General features: G+C 58.3%; 8 protein-coding genes. 3 read left to right on the plus strand and 5 right to left on the minus strand.

The window, feature by feature from the left end; genetic code table 11:
* Positions 1-17: 17 nt before the first annotated feature.
* Together ELR57_RS02640 and ELR57_RS02645 are read right to left on the minus strand one after the other, a co-directional pair.
* On the minus strand, positions 18-770 hold the full coding sequence (locus tag ELR57_RS02640) for a hypothetical protein (protein WP_126957005.1): 753 nt from the start codon (positions 768-770) through the stop codon (positions 18-20).
* Positions 771-898: 128 nt separating this feature from the next.
* Complete coding sequence (locus tag ELR57_RS02645; RefSeq protein WP_126957007.1) at positions 899-2878, minus strand: sensor domain-containing diguanylate cyclase; 1980 nt, start codon at positions 2876-2878, stop codon at positions 899-901.
* Positions 2879-3270: 392 nt separating this feature from the next.
* On the opposite strand from ELR57_RS02645, the gene rpsD reads away from it, so the two are divergent.
* Complete coding sequence (gene rpsD, locus ELR57_RS02650) at positions 3271-3870, plus strand: 30S ribosomal protein S4 (protein ID WP_126957009.1); 600 nt, start codon at positions 3271-3273, stop codon at positions 3868-3870.
* A gap of 77 nt (positions 3871-3947) precedes the next feature.
* Here rpsD and ELR57_RS02655 read toward each other — a convergent pair whose 3' ends face one another.
* Together ELR57_RS02655 and ELR57_RS02660 are read right to left on the minus strand one after the other, a co-directional pair.
* On the minus strand, positions 3948-5504 hold the full coding sequence (locus ELR57_RS02655) for a flotillin lipid rafts scaffold protein FloT (RefSeq protein WP_192896506.1): 1557 nt from the start codon (positions 5502-5504) through the stop codon (positions 3948-3950).
* Positions 5505-5545: 41 nt separating this feature from the next.
* Positions 5546-6061: an NfeD family membrane protein gene (locus ELR57_RS02660; protein ID WP_126957011.1), complete on the minus strand. Its 516-nt coding sequence runs from the start codon at positions 6059-6061 to the stop codon at positions 5546-5548.
* A 212-nt stretch (positions 6062-6273) separates the two neighbouring features.
* Here ELR57_RS02660 and ELR57_RS02665 point away from each other — a divergent pair, with 212 nt between their 5' ends.
* The gene (locus tag ELR57_RS02665) at positions 6274-9399 is read left to right on the plus strand and encodes a penicillin-binding protein 1A (RefSeq protein ID WP_126957013.1); all 3126 of its coding nucleotides are present in this window, start codon (positions 6274-6276) and stop codon (positions 9397-9399) included.
* A gap of 111 nt (positions 9400-9510) precedes the next feature.
* Here ELR57_RS02665 and acsA read toward each other — a convergent pair whose 3' ends face one another.
* Entirely contained in the window at positions 9511-11235 is a 1725-nt protein-coding gene (gene acsA, locus ELR57_RS02670; protein WP_126957015.1) for an acetate--CoA ligase, read from the minus strand.
* Between the two features lie 195 nt (positions 11236-11430).
* Here acsA and ELR57_RS02675 point away from each other — a divergent pair, with 195 nt between their 5' ends.
* The gene (locus ELR57_RS02675; RefSeq protein WP_126957017.1) at positions 11431-12063 is read left to right on the plus strand and encodes a GNAT family N-acetyltransferase; all 633 of its coding nucleotides are present in this window, start codon (positions 11431-11433) and stop codon (positions 12061-12063) included.
* The last annotated feature ends 34 nt before the right edge of the window (positions 12064-12097 follow it).

Here is a 12097-nt window from a genome sequence, read left to right on the forward strand (position 1 = left end):
TGTTGCCCGTTCAAGGCTTACTTGGTTGTGGAACCGTTCTTCATTGTATCACTGTCTCGGCCCGGTTGAAAATTCGTCTCCGAAATTCTCTTCTCCGTATAAGAGTTGCCGGATAACGTGTAGGTGAGCAACGACTCCTCGCTAAGCGACTTCGGGAACCAGGTGCGCGGATCGGCTTTCCATCGGCACACCGTGGATACGCTCAGCGTGCCCAACGCTTCGTCCAGTACCCGATTCGCTTGCTCTAGCTTGCTCTTGGCCTGCTCGCCGGCATCCTCGCGCCGTTCCGAGATCAAGCGGCCGGTCTCTAAGGCCACCGTGCTCATCTGGCTCCGCAGCTCCTTCTTGATGCGATCGCGCGCTACGTCCGGATCCAGCTTCATCTCGAGTTCCACCTCGTCGGAGCTTCTCGACACATACTTCAAGTCGGAGCTGCCGGCCTCGATCGCCGATACGAGAGTAAGCGGATGGTTCCAATATGAGGAGGAGGAGGCCGTCGCCGCGGTGCCTTCCCAAACGAGAGCGGACGGCTTATGGCCCGACACCTCGCCGCGGAAGCCGGTTTGGCTCTCCAATCGGCCGCTCGGGTCGTAGGCGGACAGTCGGCCGTCGAAGCCGAATCGGTCCGTGCCGGACAGCGCCGACGCGGACAAGGCGAAAGCCGCCGTAGGGGACAGATTCCCCGCGGCGCAGCCGTTCAAGGCAACGATTCCGATAGCGCATGCCGCCACGCCGACCAATCGGCGCGCAAGCTTCCCTAAATCGCTCATCCGCTTCAACTCCGTTTTCCCCATAGGCTCTTCCAACGGACGCGGACCTATTCAACTCTATCGCATCAAAAAAGCTCCCCCCGGGAAGCATCCTCGAGGAAAGCTTTATTAAACGATAGTTGGTCTTGTCAACCGACCGCCACATTGTTCCGGCCTTTATGCTTCGCCACGTAGAGCGCCATGTCCGCCCGATAGAACAGCGTCTCTACGCTGATCTTGTCATCGGAAGCCGTCCATTCCGAGAGGCCGCAGGAGACCGTCACCTTCGGATTGGTCTCTTCCTCGACCCTCGTTCGAATCCGCTCCGCTACTCTCATCGTCTGCTCCATCGTCAGCTTGGGAAGATAGATCGCGAGCTCCTCGCCGCCCCAGCGGGCCGCGATGTCGCTGTCGCGGATAGCCGAACGGATAATCGAGCTGACCTGGATCAGGATCGCGTCGCCGATCTGGTGACCGAACGTATCGTTTACTTTCTTGAAGTGATCGATGTCGACGAGGATCAGCGTCCCGTAGGCGTCCTGCAGCTGCTTGCGGTAGATCCGTTCGTTCAGGTAATGCCGCGCGTACAAGCCGGTTAAATTATCGGTAATGACCATCCGGCGGACTTCGGCGTGCAGCGACGAATTGGACACCGCAAGCCCGATGTGCGCGGAGAGCACCTGAAGCAGCTTGTAATTGTCATAGGAGAAGTGATTCGGTAGCGAGTGCGTCATCATGACCGCTCCGATCACTTCGCCGTTCAAGAGCAGCGGAGCCGCCAGGAGCGAACGGGAGTGCGTCGCGTCCAACAGATGAGAAGAGACCGGCGTGGCGGAATGGTAATCCGACAGAATGACCGGTTCCTTCGTCGTCAGCATGACACCGCAGAAGCCGTAATCCTTATCGAACAGTTCGTTCTTCAGGTTCGGCACGTTCGTCGACATCACGATGAAGCGGTCGTTGGCGCGATCGAGCTGCAGGATAAAGCAATAGTCCGCCTTAAAAATCGAGAGCAGCTCGGCCGTGGCGAATTGCATCGTGTCCGAAAGCCTCAAGCTGCTGTTAAGCCGATGGGTAAGCTCGTTGATCAGGCGAAGCTCCCCGATCAGCGTATTCGCCTGCTCGTGCAGCTTAGCCTTCTCGAATGCGCTGCCCGCTCCTTCGCTCAGCATCTGCACGAAGCTCAGATCGCTGTCGTCGAAGCTGCTCGCGGACACGTCCAGCAGGAGGACGCCGTAGACGCCTTGCTTGCCGGTGAGGGGAAGCGCCAGCCGCCTGCGCGAGCCTTCCGTCTCTTCCCGGATCTCGCCGTCCATGAACGCCTTCCAGCAGATGTCCATCTCCTGCTGGTGGAACGCCAGCGGCTTCACCTTCTCGTTCGTGCTGCTATAGTCCTGAGAGAGGAACAGGTCGGTCCGGCTCATCGGGTAGACCTTCTCCAGGATATCGATCACTTCCGAGAGCACGCTCTCGACATCGATGTGATCGTACATACGCCGAAGAGCGTCGGAGAGAATCTCCCGACGGTGTTCTTCCTTGTGCTGGGCGGCGTTCGTTTGAAGAAGATCCTTCACGAACAGCAATTCGAATCTATTATAGAGGCAGCTGCGGTAATGCAGCGCCGCCGCTTGCAGCAATTTGAGCTCTCCCGCCTGCGCTGCCCCCGCCGGAAGCAGACAAGCCATGATCGCGCAGGGCAGGCCGGTCGATCTCGTGAAGATCGGCACCGCCAGCGAATCGAAGCCTCGCAGCTGCGCCGATTCATGGTCTTCCGACTTCAGCAGCGTCGGCCGGCAGCTTCGGATCGCTTCGCTTACGGCGTTGACGCCCAGGGAAGGCTCCGTCCAATCGGACGGATAAGGGCTAGCGTTCTCGCTCCGCTGCTTCGCGACCTTCGTTCCATCCGGGTGAATCAAGGCAATCGGATATCCGGAATGCCATGGAAAACCTTCAATCTGACCCTGCCAATCGCTGAAGCTAATGGCGAGCAAGGAATGGATATAAGGGAGATCGGCCTCCGCCAGATCCTGCCTTTGTACCCAAAGCGGAAGCTCGTTAGGAGTTCGGGATGGGGGATTGACTGTATGATTTTGTCGAGTGGGAATTTGATTGTCATCGGTATGAACCATCCCTATCACCCTCCTACCAACTTCTCGCTGCTATATTTACCTTAACTATACAATGAAAGCAGGAATTTTGCACTATATCTGCACGAAAATAGAGGGTCTATAGACGGAATTAAGGTTTAGGCAGTAATGCTTCTTTCCTGAAAACGGTTTCCAGTTCTGGTTGCCGGACTCCCCCTATCCTTTCAACTCCATCTTGACTTCATCTTGTGGAATCGTATAATATAACTTGTTGAATATTGGGCAAACGGTTTGTGTCACCCTCACGGGTGCTCCACCGGCGGGCTGCGGCTGAACATCCCTGCCGGAACTACCTCGAGTGGTTCGGAGACACCCGGCGCAACGATCCCACTTTTCAAAATAACTTTCTTTTTGAAAAAGGAGTCTGCACACACATGGCACGTTATACAGGACCCAAGTTTAAGCTTTCCCGCCGTCTCGGCATTTCCCTTACCGGTAACGGCAAGGATCTGAAGCGTCCGTTCCCTCCGGGACAACACGGCGCTAACCAACGCCGCAAAGTCAGCGGCTACGGCCAACAGCTTCTCGAGAAGCAAAAGCTGCGCCACATGTACGGCATGAACGAGAAGCAATTCCGCAACTTGTTCGACCGCGCATCCAAGATCAAGGGTATCACAGGCGAGAACTTCATGTTCCTGCTCGAGAGCCGTCTTGACAACCTCGTTTACCGTCTTGGCTGGGCGAACTCCCGTCCGGGCGCTCGTCAGTTGGTCTCCCACGGCCACGTGACGGTCAACGGCCAGAAGGTCAACATCGCTTCTTACACGGTTCAACCGGGCGATGTCATCGGTCTGCGCGAACGCAGCCGCGGCCTCAAGGCAATCAAGGAAGCTTCCGAAGCTCGCCATCACATTCCGACGTACCTGGATTACAACGCTGCGTCCATGGAAGGCAAGTATGTTCGTCTTCCTAGCCGCGACGAGCTGTCCCAAGAGATCGACGAGAAGCAAATCGTCGAATTCTACAACCGCTAATCCCTTGTACGCGCAAAAACACCGGATCCGCCTCGCGGCGATCCGGTGTTTTTTGGTTTGCCATGCATTTCCCAAGATTATTCGTCGGTCGATTCCGTCTTCGCTGGAGTCGCGGGCGTCGGCTGCACGGCCGGAGCCGGCGGCTTCTCGATTGTCTGTACGGGGTGACCCTGAGGACGGGCGCGGTTCGTCAGCCCTTGAACGAGCTTGTTCAGGTCGATGCCGGATACGTTCTTCAGCATCTCCGGCGCAGTGGCCATCAGCGAGGTCACGTAGTTGCTGACGCGCGCGGCTCCTTCCCCGTGGCCCGTATCGACGACGGTCAGCTTGTCGATCGACGAGATCGGCCCCGCGACCTTGCCGGCCAGCTCAGGCAGCATCTTCGCGACGATGTCCAGAATGGCCGCTTCCCCGAAGCTCTCGAACGCTTCGGCCAGCTTCTCCTTCGCTTCCGCTTCCGCAAGACCCCTCAGACGGATGATATCCGCCTCGGCCGTCCCTTTGGCCCGCTCCGCGTCGGCGATCGCCAAGCCTTCCAGCCGCTTCTGCTCCGCACTGGCGCGGGCTTCCGCTTCGATCTTGTACTGCAGGGCGTCCGCCTCTAGAATGCGCCTTGCCTTGTCGGCTTCCGCCGCCTGCTCGACCGCATAGCGTTCCGCGTCCGCCTTCTTCTTCACCTCGGAGTCGTATTGCTTCTCCCGGCGAAGGATTTCCTTCGCTTCCAGATCGATCTCCCGTTCCTTCCGGACGAGTTCGACCTTCATCTGTTCTTCCACGACGCTCTGCTTGGAGCGGGCTTCCTGAATGGAGTAAGACTGGTCGGCTTCGGCCTTCGCCTTATCCTGCTCCTTCTTGAAGGACGCCACCTTCAGCTCCTTCTCCTTCGAAGCTTCGGCGATGTTCGTATCCCGCAGAAGCTCCGCTTTCTGCCCTTCTTCTTCCGCCAGCGCTTTCTGGATGCGGGAATCCCGAATCGCTTGCGCTTCGGCGATGTCCGCGTCTCTCTTCACCGCGGCGATCCGCGGCTTGCCGAGCGCTTCGAGGTAACCGTGCTTGTCGCGCACGTCCTTGATCGTGAAGGACACGATCAACAGCCCCATCTTCTTCAGGTCCCTAGCGGCGACGCCCTGGACTTCCTGGGCGAACTTATCGCGGTTCCGGTATACTTCCTCCACCGTCATCGTTCCGAGAATCGCCCGCAGGTGGCCTTCCAGTACTTCTTGGGCTTCGCTTTTGAGCGATTCCGTCGGCTTGCCGAGGAACTGCTCGGCGGCTGTCGCCACGTCCTCGACGGACCCGCCGATCTTGATGATGGCCACCGCGTCGGTCATGACGGGAACGCCTTGCTCGGTATAAACTTCCGGCGTCGTCACGTCCAGCTTGTGCGAGAGCAGCGACAGCTTCTCCGCCTGTTGGAAGATCGGCAGAATGAACGCTCCTCCGCCGCGCACGATCTTTATTTTCCGCCCGGTGTCGTCCACGGCGACGTTCTTGTTCCCCAGGAAGGATCCCGTTACGATCATCGCCTCGTCAGGGGATACGGTCTTGTAACGCGCCCAGAAAGCGAGACCGAGAATCACCAACACGGCCACGACGCCAATGGGTATGTACAAATATTCAGGAACGTTGCTCAAGCTTCTCCCTGCCCTTCTCTTCTATTAATAAGTGCAAAATCTCAATCCATGCGCGAGACGTAAAGCGTTCCTTCTTTGACCTCTACCACGACGACCCGCGTGCCCGCAGGCACTTCCTCCCGGTCGAAGCTGGCCGCTACGTGATTGGAGTAGCTTACTCCCGCCTTCACCAGCACTTCCCCGTAACCGGAGGACGGCAGCGGCGTCAACACCTCCGCGATCATCCCCGTCAGCTCCTGCATGGAATAGCCGGTGGAATTCTCGCTGTTTCTCATCGGTCTAACGTAGATAAAGTACATTCCGGTCGCGATTGCCGCGGCTCCCAGAATGGCCAAGACATAGATCCCCGCCCCGGAGAGCGAAGAGTAGTGATGAAGCAGCAGTCCCATCCCGCCGAAGACGGTAATTCCGCCCGACAGCACGACCGGCTGGAACAAGTGGTGGAAATCGATCGAGAACATGCCGCCGACCGCATCTCCCAAGCCGTCGCCGAAGATCAGCGTGATCAGAGCGACGAGCGCGCCGAACAGCAGACAACACCAGAATAAAACATCCACAGGACTTCCCTCCTTGTACGCAACTTTCTGGCGAAACTCGGCGTCTCATCAATAATACGCTTTCCGGCGGGTTGAAGTTTCTGCTTTACCGCCTAAAATTTAGGTCAATCCGATAAGATCATGCATCCCTTCCGAACCGGAGCAACGAATCGAGGAAGTCAAACGCTGGACAAATATGCTATAATGATTCTGTTTGTTTAAGGAGGCCTCATATGAACGAAACTCATCCAACCCCCAAGTCGCCCGGCGGCCGAGGGTCGGCCTGGTGGCTTGCAGCCCGGCTGTTTATCTATACGATCCTGTGGCTGCTGCTGTTCGGCTTGCTGTCGGGGCTCGTAGCGGTAGGCGCGGCAGGAGGTTATATAGCGGCACTGGTAAAGGACGATCCGGTCCGCTCGCAGAAGCTCATCGAAGAGAAAATCAACGAGAATGCCGTTACCGGCTTTGTGTATTTCCGGGATAACACGCTGGTCGGGCAGCTCCGGACGGAAGAAGACCGCCGTCCCGTCACGTACAACGAGATTCCCAAGTCGGTCATCAACGCCGTCGTGTCGATCGAGGACCGCAACTTCTTCACGCACCCCGGCGTGGATATGAACGGCTTGCTGCGCGCGGTCAAGCAGCAGGTGCTGAACGAGGACGTCCAGACGGGCGGCAGCACGCTGACCCAGCAGCTGGCGCGCCAGGTGTTCCTGACCTTGGACAAGACGACCAGCCGCAAGGCGAAGGAGATCTTCCTCTCCCTTAGGCTCGAGCAGTTCCTGAGCAAGGAAGAGATCATCACCGCGTACCTGAATAAGATCAACTACGGCAACGGATCCTCCGGCTACAACCTGTACGGGATCAAGTCCGCGGCCAAAGGAATTTTCGGGCTCGACCTGAGCCAGATCAATCTCGCTCAAGCGGCTTATCTGGCCGGCCTGCCGCAGCGGCCGTCCGCTTACTCCGCTTTCACCAGCAAAGGCGAATTCAACGAAGCCAACTTCAATCGCGCGTTAAACCGCCAGAAGCTGGTTCTCGAGAAGATGCTGGAGTACGGCAATATCACCCAGGCTGAGTATAACGAGGCATCGGCGTTCGACGTCTACGCATCGCTGGCCAAGCCGACGCAGAAGGCGTACAACACGTATCCTTATTTAATGCTCGAAGCCGAGAGACAGGCCGCTCGCCTCCTCGTTCTGAAGGAGAACCCGACGCTGACGGCGGCGGACCTGGACAAGAAAGAGAACAGCAACCTGATCGAAGACGCTCGTGCCCAGCTTCTCCGCGGAGGGTACAAGGTCACCACGACGATCGACAAGAAGGTTTACGACCTTATGCACGACGTCGCGGAGAACCCGGACAACTTCTCTCCGGACAGCTCCGTCAAGGGCGTGGAGCAGACCGCGGCCGTCATGATGGATCACAAGACCGGCGCCATTCTCGGAATGATCGAAGGCCGCGACTTCCACATCGAGCAGATGAACTTCGCGACTCAGATGACCCGTCAGCCGGGGTCGGCGATGAAGCCGATCGCCGCCTATCTTCCGGCCTTGGAGAAGGGCCTTATCCAGCCGGCTTCCGTGCTGGACGACGCTCCGATCATCCTGAACAACGGCGGCAAGAGCAAGCACATTCCGAAGAACTCGAACGACAAGTATGCCGGTCTCGTCACGGCGAGAACGGCGCTTAATAAGTCGCTTAACATCCCGGCGCTCAAGATCTTCCTGGATAAGGTAACCATCCCGGAAGCATGGAGCTTCGCTCGCGGGCTCGGAATCACCACGCTCGTCGATGCGGACAATCAAGCGCAGACCGGCGTCATCGGCGGCCTTACCTACGGCACGAGCGTCGAGGAGCTGACGAACGCTTACGGCGCCATCGCCAACAAAGGCGTCTTCAACGACGCTTACATGATCGAAGAGATTCGCGACGTGAACAACAATATCGTCTACAAGCATGAAGCGGCGCCTAAACGCGTCGTCAGCGAGCAATCCGCTTACCTGATGACCGACATGCTGCGCACCGTCGTCACGGAAGGAACCGCGACGATGGTCAAAGCGAACTTCAAGAATTACGGCAAGATCCCGATCGTCGGCAAGACGGGCACCACCTCGAACTATTCGGACGTGTGGTTCGAAGGCTTCACGCCGGACATTACGCTTGGCGTCTGGGTCGGTTACGAGAAGCCGATCTACACGTTGTCCGGAGACGGCAGGAACCGCGCGAAGAAGATCTGGGCCAGCGTCATGAACTCCGTCACGGAGGCCAAGCCGGAGCTGTTCCCGACCGCGAAGTTCGAGAAGCCGGACGGCCTCGTGTCCATGACCGTTTCCAGCGTCAGCGGCAAGCTTCCGACCGAGCTCACCCGGGCTGCCGGCAAGCTGACGACGGATCTCTTCAACAAGAAGTACCTTCCGAAGGAAGAGGACGACGCTCTGGTGAAGGTCAAGTACATTACCTACAACGGCGTGAATTATCTTCCTCAAGAAGGAACGCCGGAGGATCTGCTTCGCGAATCGATCATGATCAAGCGCGAGAAGCCTCTGGACGAACTGATGGAGCAAATCCAGCAAGCGCTCGGAAGCGTCGCCGCCGACAAGCGCAAGTCGCTCGCGTTCTATCTGCCGGCGGACTCGAAGGACAGCGCTCCTTCCAAGATCGATCCTCGCGTCGAGGACGGGGCGATTCCATCCGCTCCGGGCAACGTGATCGCGGAGACGCTGGATGGCGGCAAGGTGCGCATCACCTTCACGCCGAGCCCGCAAGCCGACGTCGCCGGATACCGCCTGTACCGTTCGGTCAACGGAGGCGCGTTCCAGAAGGTCGAAGCGTCGGTGTTCGCGGGAGACGAAGCGAAGTTCGTCAACTATGTCTCCGCAAGCAACTCGTATGAGTATTATGTGACGGCCGTCGACGTCGCCAGCAAGGAATCGCCGCGCAGCACGGTCGTATCGGGCGGATCGGATAACGGTTCCGGAGGCGGCATGGTGGATCCGAGCCTTCCGTTCCCAGGCGATAATTCCGGTACGGGCGGCGGATCTTCCGGAGAGACGTCCGGAGGCTCCAATGAGGGTAACCCTTCCGTTCCGGCCAGCCCAACCGCTCCTACGGGCCTTCAGGCCCAGAAGACGGATCTCGGCGTTACGCTGGACTGGTCGTCCAACCCGGCCGGAGAGAAAGTCACGAAGTATGAAGTCTGGTACGCCGCGAGCGAGAACGGGCGCTACAAGCTGCTCGCGACGACGGAGATGACGCACTTCGAGTACGTCACGCTTTCTCCGGGCGGTTGGTACCGCGTTACGGCCGTCAATGGCAGCGGTTCGTCCGATCCGTCTTCGACCGTATCGATTCAATAGCAAAGCCCAAAAAGGCTGATGATCCGGAACAACTCCGTTCATCAGCCTTTTCTCCTGCCTATAAGGAAAGGGCGGAGCCGCGCTACCCGGCGGCTCCGCCCTCTTTCGTCCTTAATCTTCGATCGTCGACAGATCGCCTGTCGGGAGGTTGAGCTCCCATGCTTTGAGCACGCGTCTCATGATCTTGCCGCTTCGCGTCTTCGGCAGCTTGTCGCGGAACTCGATCTCGCGCGGCGCCGCGTGCGCGGATAAGCCGACCTTCACGAACTTGGAGATGTCCGCCTTCAGCTCGTCCGAAGGCTCAAAGCCTTCGCGAAGCGAGATGAACGCCTTGATGATCTCGCCGCGCAGCGGATCCGGCTTGCCGATGACGCCCGCTTCCGCGACGGCCGGATGCTCGACAAGCTTGCTCTCCACTTCGAACGGCCCGACGCGCTCGCCGGACGTGTTGATCACGTCGTCGATTCGGCCTTGGAACCAGAAGTAGCCCTCTTCATCCTTGTAAGCCGAGTCGCCGGACACGTACCAGCCCGGAATCCGGAAGTACTCTTCGTACTTCGCCGGGTTGTTCCAGATCTTGCGCATCATGGACGGCCAAGGAGTCTTCACCGCAAGGTTGCCCATCCGGAACGGAGGCAGCTCGTTGCCTTGATCGTCGATAATCGATGCCTCGATGCCGGGCACCGGACGCCCCATCGAACCCGGCTTGATCTCCATGCCGGGATAATTGCAGATCAGCTGGCCGCCGGTCTCGGTCATCCACCAGGTATCGTGGATGCGCTGGCCGTATACCTTAAGCCCCCACCGCACGACCTCCGGATTGAGCGGCTCGCCGACGCTGAGCACATGCCTGACGCTGGAGAGATCGAACGGCTTGACCGCATCGTCTCCGGCGCCCATCAGCATGCGGAACGCCGTCGGAGCGCTGTACCATACCGTTACCTTGTATTTCTGAAGGGTGTTGTACCAGTCTTGAGGACTGAAGCGGCCGCCGCGGACGACGTTCGTCACCCCGTTGAGCCAAGGGGCGAATACGCCGTACGACGTTCCCGTTACCCAGCCCGGATCGGCGGTACACCAGTATACGTCGCCTTCCTTCAGATCAAGGACGACTCTTCCCGTATAGTAATGTTGGATCATTGCATTCTGAACGTGATAGACGCCCTTCGGCTTGCCCGTCGAACCGGACGTGTAGTGCAGGATCAGCCCGTCCTCGCGCGTCAGCCATTCGATATTGGCTTCGCCCGAGGCATCCGCCATCGCCTTCTTGTAATCGACGATGCCGTTCCCCTCTTGAACATCGTCGCCAAAGACGATCAGATGCTTCAACTCCGGCAGCTCATCTCTCTGAATTCGCGGCAGAAGCACCGAGGACGTCAGGATCGCGACCGCTCCGCTGTCCTGCAGCCGATCCTTGACGGCCGTCTCCATGAACGCTTCGAACAAAGGACCGACGACGGCTCCGACCTTCAGCGCGCCGAGAAGGCCGAAGTACAGCTCCGGCGAACGAGCCATGAAGATGAAAATACGATCGCCTTTGCCCACGCCGAGCTTGCGCAGCACGTTCGCGAAGCGGTTGGACGCTTCCGCCATCTGCGCGTACGTATAGCTCTCATCGCGTTGGCTGTCGCTATAATGCAAGGCGATCCGGTCTCCCTTGCCGTTCTCGACGTGACGATCGATTGCCTCGTAGGCCATGTTGACCTTGCCTGTCTGAGACCAAGAGAAGTTCGCTTCTACGTCCTCCCACTTGAAGTTGCGAAGAGCCTCCTCGTAGGACCCCATGTTGGAAGAAGCAGCCGTTACCGCAAGTTTCTCCTCATGCTGCAATGTCATGTCCTTTCACCATCCCGTTCATTAGCCAGAATAATCATACAAGTATACGCTTACAAAGTTTCGAGAATCGCTCGACTACGTCATTATATCACAGGGATTCCCGATTGGGCACATCGAAACAAGGAGATTATCGGACGAAGAGGGGCATAATCGGCGAAATGGTGTATAATGGCATCATTCAAAGGAGCGATCGCCATGGAGCATATCAAGCGCTATCATCGCCATGTCCGCCAAGGCCGGCACGGTCCGATCGTCATCGAAGGCCCGATTCCTCCCGAACGGCTGCGCGGCTATCATCTCCATTCCGCCCTGGACGCCTTCCGGCGTCCGAAGGAGCAGCATGCGGCGCTGATCGAGATCTCGGAGCTTCCGGAAGGACGGATCATTGCGGCGGTAGACGGCGATACCGTCGTCGGTTACGTGACATTCCATTATCCGGACGAGCTCGAACGCTGGTCAGAAGGCGGCATGGACGACCTGATCGAGCTGGGAGCCATCGAAGTCGCGGACGATTATCGGGGACAAGGCCTCAGCAAAGCGTTGCTGGCAACGGCTTTCGAAGACCGCCAACTGGACAACGCCATCGTCTACACTACCGAGTATTACTGGCATTGGGACCTGGAGAACAGCGGCCTTAGCGTATGGCAGTACCGGGAGATGATGGAGAATCTGATGAAGACCGTCGGCATGGTCTGGTTCGCGACGGACGATCCGGAGATCTGCGCGCACCCCGCCAACTGCCTGATGGTCCGCGTCGGACCGGAGGTGCCTTTGTCGTCCGCGGAGAAGTTTGACAAGGTGCGGTTCCGGCAGCGGTTTATGTATTGATAGTCCCGTTAATTGACCGATTCCCGAAAGGAAG

The sequence above is a fragment of the Cohnella sp. AR92 genome, assembly GCF_003990975.1.
GTDB lineage: Bacteria > Bacillota > Bacilli > Paenibacillales > Paenibacillaceae > Cohnella.

What these genes read in the sequence shown, in the direction of transcription:
- ELR57_RS02640 (WP_126957005.1), bottom strand. Translation starts at nt 770, where the DNA reads ATGAGCGATTTAGGGAAGCTTGCGCGCCGATTGGTCGGCGTGGCGGCA.
- ELR57_RS02645 (WP_126957007.1), bottom strand. Translation starts at nt 2,878, where the DNA reads ATGGTTCATACCGATGACAATCAAATTCCCACTCGACAAAATCATACA.
- rpsD (WP_126957009.1), top strand. Translation starts at nt 3,271, where the DNA reads ATGGCACGTTATACAGGACCCAAGTTTAAGCTTTCCCGCCGTCTCGGC.
- ELR57_RS02665 (WP_126957013.1), top strand. Translation starts at nt 6,274, where the DNA reads ATGAACGAAACTCATCCAACCCCCAAGTCGCCCGGCGGCCGAGGGTCG.
- acsA (WP_126957015.1), bottom strand. Translation starts at nt 11,235, where the DNA reads ATGACATTGCAGCATGAGGAGAAACTTGCGGTAACGGCTGCTTCTTCC.
- ELR57_RS02675 (WP_126957017.1), top strand. Translation starts at nt 11,431, where the DNA reads ATGGAGCATATCAAGCGCTATCATCGCCATGTCCGCCAAGGCCGGCAC.